At 62.5% G+C, this 17,493-nt stretch carries 21 protein-coding genes, 1 tRNA gene and 1 pseudogene; 10 read left to right on the top strand and 13 right to left on the bottom strand.

Features of this window, described 5'->3' with window-relative positions; genetic code table 11:
* Window positions 1–14 precede the first annotated feature (14 nt).
* On the bottom strand, window positions 15–719 hold the full coding sequence (locus GRI99_RS14490; protein WP_160772778.1) for a helix-turn-helix domain-containing protein: 705 nt from the start codon (window positions 717–719) through the stop codon (window positions 15–17).
* A gap of 91 nt (window positions 720–810) precedes the next feature.
* On the opposite strand from GRI99_RS14490, the gene GRI99_RS14495 reads away from it, so the two are divergent.
* On the top strand, window positions 811–1,770 hold the full coding sequence (locus GRI99_RS14495) for a hydroxymethylglutaryl-CoA lyase (protein WP_160772779.1): 960 nt from the start codon (window positions 811–813) through the stop codon (window positions 1,768–1,770).
* A 10-nt stretch (window positions 1,771–1,780) separates the two neighbouring features.
* On the top strand, window positions 1,781–4,282 hold the full coding sequence (locus GRI99_RS14500) for an aconitate hydratase (protein WP_160772780.1): 2,502 nt from the start codon (window positions 1,781–1,783) through the stop codon (window positions 4,280–4,282).
* Window positions 4,283–4,628: 346 nt separating this feature from the next.
* Here the strand turns inward: GRI99_RS14500 and GRI99_RS14505 are convergent, their stop codons facing one another.
* Window positions 4,629–5,459, bottom strand: coding sequence for an ImmA/IrrE family metallo-endopeptidase (locus GRI99_RS14505; protein WP_160772781.1), 831 nt, complete (start codon window positions 5,457–5,459; stop codon window positions 4,629–4,631).
* A complete protein-coding gene (locus GRI99_RS14510) occupies window positions 5,456–5,785 on the bottom strand; it encodes a helix-turn-helix domain-containing protein (protein WP_160772782.1) in 330 nt (109 codons plus the stop codon). Before GRI99_RS14510 ends, GRI99_RS14505 begins: the two co-directional genes overlap by 4 nt.
* Between GRI99_RS14510 and GRI99_RS14515 the strand changes: the two genes are divergently transcribed.
* The 4 genes and pseudogenes from GRI99_RS14515 to GRI99_RS14525 all read left to right on the top strand — a co-directional run bounded on the left by GRI99_RS14515 (window position 5,769) and on the right by GRI99_RS14525 (window position 8,145).
* Window positions 5,769–6,437, top strand: coding sequence for a ParB/Srx family N-terminal domain-containing protein (locus GRI99_RS14515; protein ID WP_237438365.1), 669 nt, complete (start codon window positions 5,769–5,771; stop codon window positions 6,435–6,437). The two genes, GRI99_RS14510 and GRI99_RS14515, sit on opposite strands and share 17 nt — an antisense overlap.
* Window positions 6,391–6,561 (top strand): DUF2924 domain-containing protein, encoded by a 171-nt coding sequence (locus GRI99_RS18775; protein ID WP_337192931.1) that lies wholly within the window; start codon window positions 6,391–6,393, stop codon window positions 6,559–6,561. Before GRI99_RS14515 ends, GRI99_RS18775 begins: the two co-directional genes overlap by 47 nt.
* 33 nt (window positions 6,562–6,594) lie before the next feature.
* A pseudogene (locus tag GRI99_RS18895) lies at window positions 6,595–6,963 on the top strand (recombinase family protein); the annotation flags it as partial.
* 12 nt (window positions 6,964–6,975) lie between these two features.
* Complete coding sequence (locus tag GRI99_RS14525; protein WP_272917417.1) at window positions 6,976–8,145, top strand: recombinase family protein; 1,170 nt, start codon at window positions 6,976–6,978, stop codon at window positions 8,143–8,145.
* A 189-nt stretch (window positions 8,146–8,334) separates the two neighbouring features.
* Here GRI99_RS14525 and GRI99_RS14530 read toward each other — a convergent pair.
* A tRNA-Ser gene (locus GRI99_RS14530) sits at window positions 8,335–8,436 on the bottom strand.
* A 50-nt stretch (window positions 8,437–8,486) separates the two neighbouring features.
* On the opposite strand from GRI99_RS14530, the gene GRI99_RS14535 reads away from it, so the two are divergent.
* The 4 genes from GRI99_RS14535 to GRI99_RS14550 all read left to right on the top strand — a co-directional run bounded on the left by GRI99_RS14535 (window position 8,487) and on the right by GRI99_RS14550 (window position 9,514).
* Window positions 8,487–8,678: a toxin-antitoxin system HicB family antitoxin gene (locus GRI99_RS14535; protein ID WP_160772785.1), complete on the top strand. Its 192-nt coding sequence runs from the start codon at window positions 8,487–8,489 to the stop codon at window positions 8,676–8,678.
* 4 nt (window positions 8,679–8,682) lie between these two features.
* Window positions 8,683–9,066, top strand: a complete 384-nt coding sequence (locus GRI99_RS14540; protein ID WP_160772786.1) for a DNA-directed RNA polymerase subunit alpha C-terminal domain-containing protein — start codon at window positions 8,683–8,685, stop codon at window positions 9,064–9,066.
* Window positions 9,067–9,181: 115 nt separating this feature from the next.
* On the top strand, window positions 9,182–9,334 hold the full coding sequence (locus GRI99_RS19010) for a DUF551 domain-containing protein (RefSeq protein ID WP_369126903.1): 153 nt from the start codon (window positions 9,182–9,184) through the stop codon (window positions 9,332–9,334).
* Between the two features lie 9 nt (window positions 9,335–9,343).
* A complete protein-coding gene (locus GRI99_RS14550; RefSeq protein WP_160772788.1) occupies window positions 9,344–9,514 on the top strand; it encodes a hypothetical protein in 171 nt (56 codons plus the stop codon).
* Between the two features lie 103 nt (window positions 9,515–9,617).
* Here the strand turns inward: GRI99_RS14550 and GRI99_RS14555 are convergent, their stop codons facing one another.
* From GRI99_RS14555 to GRI99_RS14590, 9 genes are all read right to left on the bottom strand, one after another.
* Window positions 9,618–10,124 (bottom strand): hypothetical protein, encoded by a 507-nt coding sequence (locus GRI99_RS14555; protein ID WP_160772789.1) that lies wholly within the window; start codon window positions 10,122–10,124, stop codon window positions 9,618–9,620.
* A 205-nt stretch (window positions 10,125–10,329) separates the two neighbouring features.
* Complete coding sequence (locus GRI99_RS14560) at window positions 10,330–10,845, bottom strand: lysozyme (RefSeq protein ID WP_202393116.1); 516 nt, start codon at window positions 10,843–10,845, stop codon at window positions 10,330–10,332.
* The gene (locus GRI99_RS14565; RefSeq protein WP_160772790.1) at window positions 10,835–11,080 is read right to left on the bottom strand and encodes a DUF7940 domain-containing protein; all 246 of its coding nucleotides are present in this window, start codon (window positions 11,078–11,080) and stop codon (window positions 10,835–10,837) included. The genes GRI99_RS14560 and GRI99_RS14565 overlap by 11 nt, the downstream gene beginning before the upstream one ends.
* Window positions 11,081–11,273: 193 nt before the next feature.
* Window positions 11,274–11,465: a hypothetical protein gene (locus GRI99_RS14570; RefSeq protein ID WP_160772791.1), complete on the bottom strand. Its 192-nt coding sequence runs from the start codon at window positions 11,463–11,465 to the stop codon at window positions 11,274–11,276.
* Complete coding sequence (locus GRI99_RS18900; RefSeq protein WP_272917415.1) at window positions 11,458–11,583, bottom strand: hypothetical protein; 126 nt, start codon at window positions 11,581–11,583, stop codon at window positions 11,458–11,460. The genes GRI99_RS14570 and GRI99_RS18900 overlap by 8 nt, the downstream gene beginning before the upstream one ends.
* A complete protein-coding gene (locus GRI99_RS14575) occupies window positions 11,580–12,746 on the bottom strand; it encodes a helix-turn-helix domain-containing protein (RefSeq protein ID WP_160772792.1) in 1,167 nt (388 codons plus the stop codon). Before GRI99_RS14575 ends, GRI99_RS18900 begins: the two co-directional genes overlap by 4 nt.
* Before the next feature lie 29 nt (window positions 12,747–12,775).
* Complete coding sequence (locus tag GRI99_RS14580; protein WP_160772793.1) at window positions 12,776–12,985, bottom strand: hypothetical protein; 210 nt, start codon at window positions 12,983–12,985, stop codon at window positions 12,776–12,778.
* A gap of 56 nt (window positions 12,986–13,041) precedes the next feature.
* Window positions 13,042–13,326 (bottom strand): hypothetical protein, encoded by a 285-nt coding sequence (locus GRI99_RS14585; protein ID WP_160772794.1) that lies wholly within the window; start codon window positions 13,324–13,326, stop codon window positions 13,042–13,044.
* Window positions 13,327–13,397: 71 nt separating this feature from the next.
* Window positions 13,398–17,492: a beta strand repeat-containing protein gene (locus tag GRI99_RS14590; RefSeq protein ID WP_160772795.1), complete on the bottom strand. Its 4,095-nt coding sequence runs from the start codon at window positions 17,490–17,492 to the stop codon at window positions 13,398–13,400.
* Window position 17,493: the final 1 nt, after the last annotated feature.

Genomic DNA, 17,493 nt, shown 5'->3' on the forward strand with positions numbered 1-17,493 from the left:
GGGCCCGGCTTCCGTCAGATATCGCGGAACAGGCCCGACTGTGCCCCCAGCATCCGCGACAGGGTGACCGCCTGGTCCGCCAGTTGCGGGCCCAGCGTCTTGGCGCGCTCCTCGTTCATGCGCGATGTGGGGCCGGACAGGGTCAGCACCCCGACCAGGTCATTCCCTTGGCCGAACACCGGCACAGCCAGCGCCGCCATTTCCGGCGTCACCGTGCCGAACGAACTGAACACCAGGTCGTCCACCGTATAAGGCCCCTGCACGGTTTCGAACCGGCGGAAGGCCTGCGAGGATGCCCCCTTGTCGATCGGGCGGCGGTCGCCCAGCCGGATGGTGTAGTCGCGGATCGTCTGGTTGCCGTCCACGCGGAACAGGCACATCTGCTCGTCGCCGGCGCGAATGAAGAAGCTGGCCCCTTCGCCGGTCGTTTCCACCAGCCGCTCCAGCGTGGGCTGGACGAACTGGCGCAGGTCGAACGAATCCTGGTAGATGCTGGACAGGTCCAGCACGGCCGGACCCAGCTGATAGTGCCCGTCGGCCCGCTGGACCACGAACAGGCTCTTTTCCAGCGACCCCAGCAAACGCAGGATCGTGCTCTTGTAAAGCCCGGTGTTGCGCGAAATCTCGGCAAGCGAGAGCACCGGCTTGCGATGGGTAAATGCGCTGATGATGGCGAATGCGCGATCGACCGCAGCGACCCCGCCCTTGGAACCCGTCACTTGATTATCCCTTCCGCCTTGCGGATCGATGTTCTTCATAGCGGAACGATATGGTCTGCTGTCAATGGGCCAAGCGAGGAAAGACTCTAAGATGAGCCAGATTCCCCAACGCGTCTTTATCAAGGAAGAAGGCCCGCGCGAAGGCTTTCAGATCGAAGGCGCCGGCGTGCCCACGGCCCGCAAGATCGAGCTGATCGACGCCTTGTCGCAGACCGGATTGCAGCACATCCAGATAGTGTCCTTCGTCAACCCGCGGCTGGTGCCCGGCATGGCCGATGCCGAGGATGTTGTGGCCGGGTTCACGCCCGCCCCGGGTGTCGCCTACGCCGGCCTGTGGCTGAACCAGCAAGGCCTGCAGCGCGCCATCGCCAGCCAGCGGCTGGACCTGCAGGGCAAGCTGACGCTCTATGCCTCCGATGCGTTCCTGAAGAAGAACCAGAACCGCACCCCGGACCAGCAACTGGCCGCGCAGCCTGACCTGATCCGCATGTATCGCGATCATGCCATCCCGGTGCGTACCGGCTTCGTGACGGCGGCCTTCGGCTGCAATTTCGAAGGCGATGTGGCGGCGGAAAAGGTGGTGGCTATCGTGGGGCAGCTGCTGGCGATTGCCGAGGCCGAGGGCGAGAAGCTGGAACTGGTGGGGCTGGGCGATACCATGGCCTGGGCCACGCCGGACCGAATCCAGCGCGTGGTCGGCATGGTGCAGGATGCCTATCCGGACATCGAACTGTCGCTGCACCTGCACGATACGCGCGGCCTGGGCCTGGCCAACGCCTATGCCGGCCTGCAGATGGGCGTGCGCCATTTTGACGCGGCGGTGGCGGGGCTGGGCGGCTGCCCCTTTGCTGCCCATCAGGGCGCGGCGGGCAATATCTGCACCGAAGACTTCGTCCTGATGTGCGATGAGATGGGCATCGAGACCGGCGTCGATCTGGAACGGCTGATCGAATGCGCGCGACTGGCCGAAGATATCCTGGGCCATCCACTGCCCGGCAAGGTCAAGCAGGGCGGGAGCCTTGCGGCGATGCGCCGCCGCTTGGGGCGCTGATCCACCAGCGATGGACCGGCTGCCAACCGCCTGGGACAAGCTTGATGCGGACGTTACCGCGCGCCTTTCCTCGCTCCCGCGATCGCTGCGCTTGCTGCTGGAAAATGCGCTGGCCCATGGTGCCCCGCCTTCTGTCGCGGGGCAGTTTGCCGCCTGGCTCGATGGTCGCAGGGATGCGCTTGAGGTGCCCTTCCTTCCCACCCGCATCCTGATGCAGGATACGGCCGGGGTGGCGGCGCTGGTGGATCTGGCAGCGCTGCGCGACCGGGCCACGCACCCGGTCGATGCGCTGGTGCCGATAGACCTGGTGATCGACCACTCGCTGAAGGTGGATTTCAGCGGAACGGCCGATGCCGCCGATCGAAATCTGGACCTCGAATTCCGCCGAAATACGGAGCGGTACGCCTTCTTCAAGTGGGCAGAGCAGGCGTTCGAGCGGTTCCGGGTGGTGCCACCGGGCAACGGTATCTGTCATCAGGTCAACCTTGAACGGCTCGCGTCCATCGCCCTGCGGCAGGATGGCCCGGACCCGATGGTGGTGCCGGAAATCGTGATTGGTACCGACAGCCACACCACGATGATCAACGCGCTGGGCATCCTTGGCTGGGGCGTGGGCGGCCTTGATGCTGAGATGGCCGCGCTGGGCCAGGTGGCGCAGTTGTCCCTGCCGCAGGTGACCGAAGTGCGTTTGAACGGCCGCCTGGCACCCGGCGTGACCGCCACCGATGCCGCGCTGGCCCTGACCGCGTTTCTGCGGAATGCGGGGGTGGTTGCGCACATCCTCGAAATGACCGGCGATGGGGCCGCCAGCCTCTCGCTCCCCGACCGGGCGGCGATGGCCAACATGAGCCCGGAATACGGTGCCACGGCGTGCCTTTTCGCGGTGGACGGCGAAACGCTGCGTTACCTGCGCGCGGCCGGTCGCAGCGAAGCGGACCTCGCCCTCTACGAAGCCTATGCCCGTCAGTCCGGGCTGTGGGCGGGCGGGCCGCAGCGGCACTATGATCAGGTCCTGTCGTTCGACCTGGGCGCGGTGCAGCCGGTGATGGCGGGGCCAGCGCGGCCGCAGGATGTGCTGCCTTTGCGCCAGATCCCCGCCAGCCTGCCACAATCGGGCGCCCCTGCCGACGGCGCAGTCTTCATCGCAGCGATCACTAGTTGTACCAACACTGCTAATCCGGTGCTGATGGTGCAGGCCGGGCTGGTGGCCCGCCGCGCGCGTGAACTGGGTCTGTCCCTGCCGCCATGGGTCAAGGCCAGCCTGGCTCCCGGATCGCGGGCCATGGCCGACCTGCTACAGCGGGCAGGGCTGCTCGACGATCTGGCAGCGCTGGGCTTTGCGCTGGTGGGATTTGGCTGCACCACCTGCGTGGGCAATTCGGGCGACCTGCTGCCCGCAGCCAGGACCATGCTGGAGGCCAATCCCGGCATGGTCGGTGCTGCCGTCCTGTCGGGCAATCGCAACTTTCCCAATCGCATCCATCCGGATCTGCGCGCCAACTATCTGGCTTCGCCGCCGTTGGTGGTGGCAGCGGCCCTGGCAGGCAGCCTGGCCCTGGATCTGGCAACCCAAGCCATCGGCACGGACATGGCGGGCAAACCCGCCCTGCTGGCGGACCTGTGGCCGCAACACGGCGCTGCCGAGGCACTGCTGGCGCGGCTGGAGGAAGCCCCCCCTCAGGCTCCTGCCCTGTTTGAAGCTCCCCAATGGCGGGACCTCCCAGCGCCTGGCGGCAGTCGCTACCCGTGGGACCGGCAGTCGTTGATCCTGCGTCCGCCGCCCTTCTTCAGCGAAGCCGATGCTTGCCGGTTCGGTGTCATCGCCGATGCGGCACCTTTGCTGGTGCTGGGCGATAACGTGACCACCGACCATATCTCTCCCATCGGCCGGCTGGCACGCGATTGCCCGGCGGCCAGGTGGCTCCGCGAACAGGGTTGGAGCCAGCCCGGCTTCGGCAGTTATGGCGACTTTCGCGGCAACCATGAGGTCATGTTGCGGGGCACATTCGACAACGCCCGGCTGGATAACGCACTGGTCGCGGGGGAGGGCAGCCGGACGCTCGATGCCAGCGGGAAGGAATGCAGCATCTTCGATGCCGCCATGTCCTTCATTGCGGCGGGCACGCCGGTAATCGTGTGGGCGGGCGAAGCCTATGGCTGCGGCTCTGCCAGGGATTGGGCGGCCAAGGGTACCGCCCTGCTGGGAATTCGGGTGGTGATTGCCCACAGTTTCGAGCGCATCCACCGCAGCAACCTGGTGGCGATGGGAGTCCTGCCGATCACCGTTCCGCGGGCATGCAGCATCGCTCCCGGAGCGGATGACAGGTTGGACATCATTGGCCTCGACCGGCTTGATGTACGCTCCGGCCTGGAGATCGTCATCAGATCAACCGCGCGGCACAGCGTTAAGGGCATTGCCGAACTGCATACATCCGAAGAAGTGCAGGTTCTGGCACAAGGCGGTGTCCCGCGGATACTGGCAGCGCAAGTCTCGAAGCCGCTCGATTGCTGACCGCCATGAACTGCGTTAGCGACATCGGCCTTCGCGTTACCCGGAGAACAGGTGATTTTGGAAGTGAGTGGTGCGCAGGCCAGTCCTGTGCGGAACGCTCTCTCCCCCGAATTCCCTGTTCAACAGGGAAAATACAGGGAATTGGCAATTTAATGATGGGATCCCGTGGCAACGATTGCTTCCAGAACCGCAGAGTTCAGCCATTTCGCGAACCAATTTCCCTGCGCGCGGAACAGGGAATTTGATTCCCCGGAACAGGGAAGCAAAATGCGGGTAACAGCGAATTGGCGATGATGGATCAGGGACCCGTTGCAGCGGCTGGCATAGCTGCAGGGAATGCTGCTTATTAGTCCCGGTCGACTGGTTCGGCGTGAAGCAGAATCATGGCCCAGCCGTCTTTCTGTACAAGCAGCTGCTCGCTCAGAACTTCGACCTTACGTGCCCCGCCTGAACCAAGCCAGGTCTCGGGGTCGCATTCCTCCATCGGCGTGATCTGGCCCGGCAGCAATGTGTGGCTGGCCGTAATAGAATCTTGCGGCAGGACCTCTCCAATCCGATGGTCGATCCAGGGAAAATCATCGGGCCGATGCGCCTGCTTGATCCGGCCTTCGTGAGCGATGATGAGCGCGAGGGTTTCGCGATGCGCGTCGACGTAGCTGCGCGCCATCGCCGCCTTGCTGACATCGAACTCCCCGGCCAGCCGGACGATCTCGGCAAGGTCGGGCTGGCGGCTCCGCAGACTTGCGCGGATCCGCTTCGGCGGCATCAGGAGCTGGGCAGCAAAGCGGTTGGCTTCGGCTTCCATCTTTCTTCCGCGGTCGGCTTCGCGTGTGTTGTCGAGCCGCAAGTCAGTCTGCGAGCAATTGAACGCGGCCCCCCGGCAAGGGCGATGACTGGGCATCAGGAAGTGGCCGAGCTCGTGCCCGATCGAGAACCGCCTGCGTCGGAGCGAAGTCCCCTCGGCAACGATAATTGAGCCCCAGGCCTTGTCGGGGTGCATCAGGAGCATCGCTGCGAATGATGAAACGGGCTGGTCAGCGATTTCGTGAATATCAAGCCGATGGCAAAGCGCCTCGATCGAGAAGTCGAGAGGTAGTCCGGGGTCGAGATCATGGATGCGCGCGGCAAGCGCAGAGGGTGAGCCAATCCCATCAAGCTCAATCCGGCTAAGCGTCAACCGGCTTGTTCCTGCCGCTTTTTGAGTGTCTCCATCATCATCCTGATGGTCTCGCGGTCCTCGTCGCGCAGGCTTTTGAGATCCCGAAACATGGCGACCACTTCGGCCGGCTGGTCTTCAGCGTCGGGATTTTCACCGACGAGATCGGCCACGCGCACGCGAAAGAGTTCGGCCAGCTTTACCACGAGGTCCATCGAGGGATTGGCCGTAATCCCCTTCTCCAGGTTGAACACGTGAGCCTTGGAGATGCCTACGGCGTTGGCGACATCCTGGAGCGACAGTCGCTTGGCGACGCGCAGGTCATGCAGCTTGCTGGCGAAGCTCATTGGATTTCCGTTCAATCGAGAATGCCGCCATCATACGCGCGGGATTGACATTGGCAAGCGTTCAATCCATTTATACAACTTCGGTCAAGAAAGATTCGGAGAGGTCATGGGCACTACACAGATCATCCAACGGGCGATCACCTCGCTGCGTCCCTATGCGCGAAACGCACGCACTCACTCCAGGAAGCAGGTCAAACAGATCGCCGCGTCGATCGAGCGGTTCGGGTTCACCAACCCCGTGCTGGTGTCGGACGACGGTGAGATCATCGCCGGCCATGGTCGGGTCGAGGCGGCCAGGCTCCTGAGGTGGAAAACGGTTCCAACGATTGCCCTGTCGCACTTGTCGGAAATCGAGCGGCGAGCGTACGTGTTGGCCGACAACAAGCTCGCTCTCAATGCCGGTTGGGACAAGGAAATCCTGGCGATAGAGTTGCAGGCGCTGGTGGATTTCGAGTTCGATGTCGAGCTGACCGGGTTCAGCCTTGCTGAAGTGGATTTCGTCATCGACGAAGCCGGGGAGGCGGACCCCGAGAGCCGCGACGCAGCCGACGACGCGGTGGCTATCGCGACGGGAGCAGGATCTGGATCGCGCGGATACCCGGTTCGTGCGCAGCTGGAATGGCAGGACCGTATCGGTCGAAGCACAGACTGACGGGTTCGTGTTCGAGGACCGTTACTACCAATCGCTGTCGGCCATCGCCCGCGAGGTAACCGGCACCAACTGGTCCGGTCCCCGCTTCTTCGGCCTTCGAGGGGAGGGTGCCCGTGGCAAGTGATCGGGGCGGGGCGTCTGGCGGCAAGAAGCCTGTGCCGCCTACGTGATGAGCCAGCGTCATGAGGGCTGGGAGCTGGTGAAGGATCGCTACGATGACGGCGGGTTCTCTGGCGGGAACCTGGAGCGTCCCGGTCTCAAGCGCCTGCTGGCCGATGTCGCAGCTGGCAAGGTGCAGGTAATTGTTCTCTACAAGATCGATCGTCTCACCCGCAGCCTTGCGGACTTCTCGCGGATCGTCGACGTGCTCGATAAGGCCGGGGCCAGCTTTGTCTCAGTTACCCAGTCGTTCAACACTACCACATCCATGGGCCGGTTGATGCTCAACGTGCTGCTCTCGTTCGCTCAGTTCGAGCGCGAGGTTACCGGCGAGCGCATTCGAGACAAGATCGCAGCGTCGAAGGCCAAGGGCATGTGGATGGGCGGTGCCGTGCCGCTCGGCTACCAGGTGCAGGAACGCAAGTTGGTGATCGATGAGGAGGAAGCGGCGACGGTCCGCCACATCTTCAGTCGTTATGCTGCACTGGGCTCAGGTGGTGACTTGCTCGACGAACTGCGTTTGTGCGGTATTCGCACCAAGCGGCACATCCGGAAGGACGGATTGGTACGCGGCGGCATCCCGTTTACGCGAGGCTCGCTGTTCCACCTGCTGAAGAACCGCGTCTATCGTGGCGAGATCGTCCACAAGGACACGGCGTATCCCGGGGAACACGAGGCGATCATCGACGCGGGCCTGTGGGAGAGCGTCCAGCAGCGCATCGTCGAGAACACGGTTGATCGGAAGCTGCGCCGCAAGGCCAGAGAGGCGAGCTTGCTGTCGGGGATCATCTTCGATGGTCACGGTCGGAAGATGTGCCCCAGCCACACGGTGAGGAAGGCCAAGCGATATCGCTACTACGTGACCCATCCCGACAAAGTCATCGACGACATGCCTCAATGGCGCCGGTCGGCGTTCGACATCGAGAAGCGGGTCATTGGGGCGCTGGCGGATTATCTCGAGGACCAGCAGGCCGTCCGCAAGCTGGTCGGCAGTTCCGATGCCAGCCAGTTGGCGACAGCCATCACGCGCTGTCAGCGCGCAGCAGAGCAGATCCGCACCAGCACGTTCCATCGCCGCACCAAAGTGCCCGCGCTCGTCGCGCGGGTTGACCTGGGTGATGACGACATCGGGATCAGCTTGTCTTCCGATGGCTTTGCCGTCCTTCTCGGGACACCGATTGATGCAGAACGACTTCCTCGCCTCACCGTCCAGGTTGCCCGGGTGCGCCGAGGCAACGAGATCAAGCTCATCCTCACCGAGGGAGCGACGACCGAGGCCGATGATACTCTGGTCTCGTTGCTGCGGGAGGCCATGGCAGCAAGAAATGAGATGCTTGCCGAACATTCCCGCGGCATATGCCAACTCGCCTCCGCCACAGGTCGGTGCAGCAAGCGCATGACGCGACTGGTCCGCCTGTCCTGGCTTGCACCGGAAATTGTCGATGCGATTTTGGCGGGACGCCAGCCGCGCGATTTGACTGCGCGCACTCTGCTTTCCGCCGAGCTGCCGATGGACTGGCCGGGCCAGAAAGCCGCGCTCCGGTTCTGAGCCCGACATTCAACTGAGGTCTGGGAATCAGCACCCTGAGACTAGGAGCAGAAATCGCGCTTCGATGGCTCATCGCCCCAGTCTCACGGCCTCACCTGAAGAATTGCCCTTACGAAAGCGCGCGGAAATGCGGGCTACGCAGGGCCTTCGCGACATGCGCTCCGTAGAACCGGTGATTTTGGGAGTGGGTGGTGCCGGTTAGAGGATTCGAACCCCTGGCCTGATGATTACAAATCAACTGTTAGTATTGTAATTGCACCTAAAAAGGTGTAAACGATACCCAAGACCCGCCGTTAAGAGTCAATGACTTACCGATGGGCTGTAAACCGAATGGAGCCGCCATGACTAACAAACCCATCGCCCTACAGGTCCGTATGCGGCCCGATCTGCACAAGGCGTTGAAGGCCCGCGCTGAACGTGAAGGCCGTTCACTGAACGACACCATCACGCGGATGCTGGAACGCGGGGCGGACGAGACGGCGCTGCGCACGATGGTGCGGTTTGAACCGCTAATCACCGCTAATCAGGGGTAATCAAATGGACGATATCTCCCGTAAATTCGGCGCACGTTCGCCAGACGACCGAGCGCAAATCGCGCGGCTAGTCCGGCTAGGCGTTCCCGTGCGCGTCATAAACTGCTTGATCAAAGCCGGGCTTACATCGCCAGAAGCCATATGTGGTATGACGCCGGTTGACCTATTACGCATCCCAGGGATCGCGCGGACCACTATTTCTGACCTGAAGGTAGCCTTCTTCAATGAAGGCTTAGTGCTTGAGCCGTCCGACGATCCGGTGTTGCGGGAATTGGCGCTGGTTGAGGCGCGGACACTTTCAGTCCTATACGCCGCTCAACAAGACCACAGAGACGCACTTCGTGAATTGGAAGCGCGCCGGGCATTTCTGGCGAAGCGCGCCGCCTAACCCCCGCCTCGCAACGGGGCAGGGGATATGATAGGAGTGTGTGATGGAATGGCAGCCGATTGAGACAGCGCCGAAGGATGGAGCGCCCATCATTGTGGGATGCTTGGTGAAGCCCATGTATGATGAAGAACCTGCCTTTTGGGCCTACTGGAACCCAAACCAAGGTGGCGAGATTTGGCAGCGCGGATATTACTGCGGCGATGAACCAACCCACTGGATGCCGCTACCGCCTCCACCCAACCTTGCCACCCCCTCCCATGCGCGATAGGATGAAGTGATGGAACCTGATTGGAAAACGGTCTTTTGCCTTGGCTACGTGGTCCCTGATCGGGAAACGCGCTATCTGTTCCGCTATCCAGACGGTGAGCCATTCGAAAGCCGATTGGCAGACTTCCACCCGCTACAGAACATCGCTGGTGGTCTGCAATTCGCGCCATTGCACGAATAGTGGCCCGCGCTCCCACCCGATCCGGCTGTATAGTGCTGCTGTTAGCGGGGGTGGGGTTGATGTTAGCAATCGGCGTGTTTGTGAACATCAACGCAGTTTGATGCTATTCGGTGACTGACAAGCCTAGCGCCCACTCCCTCGCGGCGATGCTGTAGGCGTAGAGGTCGGCGCAGGCTCGCACATCGGCGGTATCCACGATGGCCTTGGCGGGCAGGCTTTCAGAAACTCCGGCACCTGGATCTGCGGCGGCGCTATCGGTTCCGCTGGCGACACACTGACCGTTCGGGCGCACCCCGTTATCAGCAATGAACCTGTCAGTAGCATCGCGCACCACAACGCGCGTGACTTCGTGGGCATGGTCGGCTTCCTTTGTTACCGCGTCCAGGCGGGCTTGTTCGGCTTCAATGACGGCGATCTGTGCAGCGCGGGCTTGCTCTTGCGCGGCTTCCACGCTGGCGGTGAGTTCGGCCATCTGGCGGTGGTATTTGTCGCGGGCATCACCGTAGCCCTTGCTGTAGGCGATCAGGACAATGCCGATTGCGGCCAGGACGGCGTATGCCTGCCACGGCAGCTTGCCTAGGAACGCGCGTATTGCCAAGAGTGCAGTCATGTGCTAGCAGTCCTTTGTTGCTGCGGCGGCGCGTGATGAACAGGGCAAGATCGCAACTTGCCCGTGGTCGGGTCCATTGCCCCCCGTGCGCGTTAGGTAGGCGTCATCCGTTCGCCGTGGTGACATAGACGGGGCGGGTTCGGGCAAGCCGGAATTACCCGTCAGCGATATGCTAGCCCGCCTCGTCACCCCACCTTCTCCACGGTCACGCCGCGTCCTTCAGGCACAGCGCCCGTTCGGCTTGCCTGCGACGAGTTAGCCCTCGCACTTCACGCCCACCGGCCTTATTCCACATCAGGAAGGCATCGCACCCGCCACGGATGTTCCCGGCGCTGAACCGGCGTGCCACGGTCGATCTGGCATAGGCGGATTGCCCGATGTTGTAGGACAGGGACGTAGCCGCAGCCAGGGCATAGGGCTTGTCTCGCAGGTTCGGATTGCGCGCCAGCACGGCCTCGCCAAATTCTCCCACGGCACCAGCCAGCATATCCTCACACTCGGCATTGGTGTAGCGGCGCATATCCACCCGCGTTTCTCCGTAACAGACGGTCCACACGCCCACGATATCGCGGTAAGGATCGTTCGACTTGCCTTCCCATACGCCCACGATGGCTAGGGCGGCGGCGGCGGCAGTTGCGCCAAGGGTGGCGGCCAGTTTGCTGCGTCCGGTCTGTTCGGGCATCGGCACAATGGGGCTGGGCCGGTTGACGTTAAACGGCATCGGTCTGTCCTTTCGGCTTGAACTGGATCACGCGCACCAGCGTAGGCACGGCAAAGGCGACCACGGCCACAAGACCGGCCACAAGGTAGCGGACAGGGCCAGCGGGAATGAAGGCGATCAGGCCAATCGCCATTGACGGGTTGGCGATCAGCAGGGCCGACAGGATGGCGGGGATTGCTGCGAGCCTTACGCTTGCGAACTTCCACCAGTTGCGGGCTTCTTCAATGAACTTCATCCGCCAATCCCTTCGAAGCTAAACCCAATCGGATTAGGCGCGCGCCAAATGTCGTCCCCGTTCGCGTCCAAAAGGCCCGTGGGCGTGGCTACATGTTCAGGCACGTCCAGATGCGTGATTGCGGTGTCCCGCCCGTAGTGGTCATCTTCCACCCAAAGGGCGCGGGTTGCTTTCGGTCGCGTAAAGTATCGGCTCATCTGTCACACTCCATCGCAGGCGCGCCTTGCAGCGCCCCAAAGGCCCGCCGGTTCGCTTCCCATTGGGCATAGGCAAACACGCGAAGGGCCTGCATCACTTCGGCGGCTTCGCGGTGGCCGGACGCGCGCAACAGCCGGTCCTGTTCATCCACGCGCACCTGTAGCGCTATCCATTCGGCGCTATTCATCAGCCTGCGGGTCCGTCAGATCGACCTCGGGCACGCCAACAAGCATCCCTTCCGGCCAATCGCTGTGGAACTCCTCGGCGGCGATGCCGAGCCAGTGGTAGAACAGTTCGTCGGTCATGCTGCGAAAGCTCTCTGCTGCGGGGGAACGTAGTGTTCGGGATACTTGGCGCGGATAATGTCGCGCACCCGTTCAACCGGCATCAGTGTGCGGCCCACCTCGCCATAGGTGCGAGAGCGCAGGACAAGGCTCATAAGCTGCTTTGAGCGCCAGCCCCCATCGTTCGCGTATTTGTCGCGCGGGGCGAGGTTGTTCCAGCTTTCGAACACAACGCCGGGGTATTCCTTGCGCTGCGAGTGGTGAACGTGGCCACCGTCGATATAGCGAAAGGTGGTTTCCCCCCAATCGGCGGCGTAGTCCTCTGCCATCACCTTGGCGCAAGCTTCAGGCTTTGCCTTGTGGCCGTGGTGGATCATCACGAATGTCTTGCCCATCCGGTAGGCGATGAACGGGCTTTCGTTGTGGATCACGTTGACGCGGGGTGTGTTGCGATAGAGTGCCCGCATGGTGACAGCTATCCAGCTATCGTTGCTTTCGGAGTGGTTGCCCTGGTTGTAGATCAGATCCACGGTCTGCGCCTTGGCCAGCGCCCGCTCGCAGATGAACTGGCAAATCTCGACATAGGCATCGATCATTTTCCAGTAGCGCGTGTCATAGTCGAGCGCGTGGCCGTGGCCCATCGTCTCGCCCTTGAACGTCTCGTAGTGGGTGCCATCCCCAAGGTCATTGATGACCATGCGTTCGCACGGCGGGGCGGCATCGATCAGCGCGGCGGCGGCGGCGCAAATCTCGCGCTTGGCAATGCTGATATCGAAGTTCGCACCCGTCTCGGCTTCGGAGCAAAGCAGGCCGATATGGGCATCCCCGATTTGCAGCCACGGGATGATATCGGATTGCGGCTCTGGCGACAGAGGCAGGGTGTCAATCCGCAGCGGGGCAATGTTCTCGACTGCCCGCTGGATACCGGCCCAATAGTCGCGCTCTGCCTTGCGGGTTTTCAGCCAGATCGGTTCGCCTGCTTCGGTCTTAGTGAATTGCGAATAGCCGTGCAGTTCGAAGCCGTCCGCAACCCTGTCGTCCAGTTCGTTGCGAAGCCTGCTATCGCCGCCGGACAGGCGATCACGCAGGGCCGAACGGGATATGTTGAGCAGGCGCGCTGCCCCCGCCTTGCTGCCTGCCTTTTCGACGGCAGCTTGGGCTTCGATTTGCTTGTCTGTCGGCACAAATCACCCTTGGTTGCAACCCGTGCGGGTCAGCCCATCAGATACTTGACCGCCGAAGCGACCACGGCAGACACGCCAGCGGCAACGGCGGTGATGACCTTCCACGCGCCCTTGCGTTCGGCCTCGCGCGCTTCGATTGCGGCCAAGCGCTTGTCGATCTTGTCCAGCCCCGTGCCGACCTTCTCGAAGCCCTCGGTGACGGTGGTTTCCAGCTTGTCCATGCGCTTCTCAACCGCCACCAATGTTCCTTCCAAGCGGCCAACGTCCCGTTGCAGATCGGTATGGGTGGGCTGGGTCACAGCGCGGCCCCCGCCACAAACAGGCCGTCGATCTGTTCAGCCGTCAGGCCAAGCACGGGGCCAAGCGCTGCAATCAGCGGGCTATCCCGGCGAACCTCTTGCGCGTATTCCCACTCGATCCGCGCCGCTTCGCCTTCAACACCCGGCATAGCGACAATGGCTTGGTCCACCGTGGCCAGCAGGCCAGCGCCAAGCAGGGCAAGGCGGGCTTGCCGCATGGAGATGGCTTCGGGCGGGAAAACGCGAGGGGCGTCAGCTTCCGCCACTTCGGTTTCGGTCATCAACACCCAGCCTTCATGGGGCGGCTCGTCTGTCAGGTGGCGTTGTCCGTCAGGCGCGCGGTAAAAGGGCATTAGTCCCAGCTCCCCTGTGAATAGTCTGCATCACCAGCAATCCGCTCGCAGACAAAAATGGTCCCGGCCTTCACCACGGCAGCGGCGGCGGTGAACAGCGCGACGGACGGAACAATTGTCCCGGCTGCGGTGACACGGAAATAGCCCGTCAATTGCACCGAAATCGCTGTGCCCGTGCCGCTTGTGGCGACATTTACGCTGAACTGGTTGGCACCCAAGGCGGTCGCGCCAGTGCGAGTTGTTGAACTGCCATTGATCGCCGATGAGTTGTCCAGACCGTTGGTAAACATATGCACACCCGCCAGGGTCGCAGACCCGGCACCGAGAATGTCGATATTCATATTCCCATTGGTGGCGCTCATTGTGTCGATGGCGATTAGCGCTTCAAACCGATAAAGCCCCGTCGCCAGATCGAGCCTACCATTAGTGGTGGTGTCGAACAGCTTTTGCACCGCCGTGGTGCTGGTCAGTGTGTAGTCGGCAGACAGGGCAATCATGTCTGGGGCAGAGCCACCCCCGCCACCGGTGGCGGTCAAAGTGGTGCCGCTGATCGAAAGCCCGGAACCCGGCGTAAGCCACGTCACAGCGCCAGCGCTGTCATCCCAGAACATGATACGGTCAGCGTTCGGGTCGCTAAGGCTCGCGCCCGTGCCGCCGTTGGCCAGTGACAGATCAGTGCCGGACCAATCGGCATCGTTAATCGCCAGCGTCCCGCCAAGGGTCAGGTTACCGGAAGTGGTTACTGTGCCAGTGAGGGTCAGGCCGTTCTTTGTGCCGGTGCCACCAACGCTGGTCACAGTGCCGGTGTTGGCCGTTGCGCCCGTGGCAATGCCTGCCAGCTTGGTTGCCTCAGTCGAGGTGTAACCCTGATAGCCAGCGGCATAGGTAACCGCCAAAGTCCCGCTGGACGTGACGGGGGAGCCAGACACCGAAAAGCCGGTGGGAACGGTCATGCCAACGCTGGTCACAGTGCCGGAGCCACCGCCGCCCGCAGCGTCAATCGTCAGGGTTCCCGCCGCATCGTTATACGTCAGGGTGACGTTCGTTCCTGCCACCAGTAAGGAAGCAACGCGGTCGTCAACGGCTTCTGCAAAGTCGCTGATACTGGTCGAATTGGTGGAGAGCGTGCCGCCAAGGGTCAGGCTCCCCGAACTCGTCACCGTGCCAGTGAGGGTCAACCCGCTGACAGTGCCCGTTCCACTTACGCTGGTGACAGTGCCGGTGTTTGCTGTAGCGCCAGATGCAATCCCATCCAGCTTGGCCTTGTCCGCGCCGGTCATGAACCCCGCAGCGCCAGAGGCAACCGCGTTGGCGTGGGCCGTGCCGCCAGAGCCTACGTGCGAAGCCGCCGCAAAGTCTCCGGTAGCTGCCACCGCTGCCGTGCCAAGGCCAAGGCTGGTGCGCCCCGCAGCGGCATCGGCCAGCGTCAGCAGACTCCGGCCATAGGTGGCAGTCGTTAGGGCTGCAATGGCAGTAAGGTCGCCGTCGCGGGGCTGGTAGCCCGCCGCAACAGCAGCCGTGGTGGCATAGCTGGACAGGTCTTGATCGCCCGTGTTGGTGCCGGAAAGGTTCGCGCCGGTCACGTTGCCAGAAGCAGCAACAGACGTGGGCGTGATCGCCCCCAGCGACAGGGTGATGGCAGGCGTGGTGGTGGCGTTGGCAACCGTGCCGGAAACGCCGTTGGCGGTCGCAACCGAAACACTGGTGACAGTGCCCGAACCGCCGCCGCCGCCAGTCTGGTCAACCCATTCCAGATCGTAATCGGCATCGCTGGCCTTGGCGAGAACCTGTCCCGTGGTGCCGCCTACTGGAATGCCGTCCATAACGATGGTGGTAGCATCCAGTCGCACGCGCACCGGATACCAGGCGTAATCCTGCACGAAGGCGATGCACGCTGCCCGGTCGATCTTGGTCGTAACCTGATCGTCCAGTGCGTTGATGGCGGATTGGGAAAGCTGTTCGGTCTGCCGCGTCAGCACGGGGCTGTCGGTGTTGAACCGCACGTCCAGCGCGGTCGGGGTCGGCTTCTGCCCGCTGGTAAACTTCGCGTCGGCAATGTCGTCCAGATCGGTCGCGCCGCCGTCAGCCTCGTAACCAAGGCCCTGCACGTCAGCCAGATCGGCATAGTTGACCCCGTTGATCTGCAACAGGTTCGGATAGTCGCCGCCCGGCGGATCGGCGGGGCGCAGGTAATAGTTCTTGTTCAGCCGCATGGTGCCGGTGGGCGAAGAACTCAGTTCGATAACCGGCGAGCCACCGCCACCATCCAGCACATTTTCTTCGATGATCGGGTTGCCCGGTGCCGTCAGGATAATGCGCTGATAAGCCGAAGGGTGGCAGACCATGTTGCGGACAATGCGCGCATCGGGCACGCTGGACCGCAGCGGAGCGATGTTCGGCCCTGCCGACGAAATGATGGCATTACCCTCAACATCGTAAACAGTGCCAGTGCCGTCGATCCCGTTCTTGCTGTCCAGAATCAAGCAGCCGGTCACGGTCATGTTGGCCCCGATCAGGCCCCACTCGTTGCCGCCGCGCCGGTTTACGCAATAGTCGGTAACAGTATGCGCCTGCGCCTGCGAACCCCAGCCTGCGCAGTTGTCGCCGCCACCGTTAATCACCACATGGCCCACATTGCCGGTGCTGCCGTGGGCATAGAAGGCGGCGGCATAGTTCCACCCGCCGTCGGTGTTGTCGTAATAGTCCGGGTCGCAGATCGCAAAGCAATCGGTCAGGGTATAGGTCGCGCCCTGCGGATCGGGGGCGTAGGCGGTCTGCATCGCAGGAACACCAGCGGGGAAATAGTTGCCGCTGCTGATGCAGTTGAACGACAGCACGCCCCGGAAATCGACCGCGCCAGCCACCCAGTTGTGCAGCGTGCCTTCCTCTAGGAAGCAACCCCGCGCGCCGCCGGTATACATGAACAGCGAGCCGTTGTTGCTGCCCGTGGCAAACCCCGCGATGCCCTGCACGAAGCAGTTGTGGTAGCCAGAAAAGGCATAGGGCCGCTTGGTAATCTCGGCATAGCCGTCCGCCTCGCCGGTCGGGTCAACGTCATCCCAGAAATGGGCCACCACCGTTTCGGTGCCCGCAGCGGACAGAGTGTTGTCATACCAAAAGGTTCCGGCGGTCGAAGTCTCGGCCTCGGTCTGCACGCGGTTCAGCGGTTGCAGCTTGCCGTTTAGCGTCTGGAATACCCGCAGGCTGCCCTTCGACGTGTCATAGATCGCGTGGGTCCACGATACCTGCCAGGCATCGGCAATGCTGCCGTGCGCGCTCCACGAAACGGCGGGGACCGGGTCCAGGCCGGTGAAGTGGGCAAGCTTCTGCGAACCATCAACCGAGTAGGACACCAGCGAGATTTGCGAGCGTTGCGCGCTGCCGTTGCCGGTGTTCGGTTCAGCCAGGTCCAGCATGTCCCTGATCTTGCTGCCGTCGCCAGCATTGACACCAATCGTCCTCGCACCGGGGTTCGCAGCGATCCACGCCCGCACTTCCGCCGCCGTCTTGACCGCCTCGGCATGGGTGGACCCATCACCGCTGGACCCGCTCTTGAGCGGATCCCAATACAGTTCGAAGTCAATGATCTCGATTGGCACGCCGTCGCGGATCGCGCGGCCCTTGAAGCGGGTGCCGAAGATCGGGTGATAGCTGTAACCACCGCTGGCGTATTCCTCCACAACGTCAACGGCACCGGCAATGCTTTCTGCGGCGGTTACGGTTTCATCGCGGGCGGCTTCGACAATGGCGACTGCTGCCTCGGCAGTGGCGGCATCTTCAGCCGCCTGGGCCGCAGTAGCCCCGCCAAACATCGGCACATCAGGGATGGTGCGCAGGTCAATATTGATGTCGTTCTTGTCGTAGAAAACGATGTCATAGGCCCCGTCCTCTACGTAGATCGAATACAGGCCGGTTTCGTCGGTCTTGGCTGCGTTGGTCGCGCCCGACACATCCTCAATCGGGTTCGTCCCGTCCTTGTCGGCATAAAGCGTGGCGGGCAGGCCGGTAGTGCTGTCTAGCAGACGCACGAAATAGCCAACCAGCGCGTCCCCGGCATCGTTGGTGAGGGTATTTACGAGGTGATACAGGGCCATG

The organism is Alteraurantiacibacter buctensis, from assembly GCF_009827655.1.
Lineage (GTDB): Bacteria > Pseudomonadota > Alphaproteobacteria > Sphingomonadales > Sphingomonadaceae > Alteraurantiacibacter > Alteraurantiacibacter buctensis.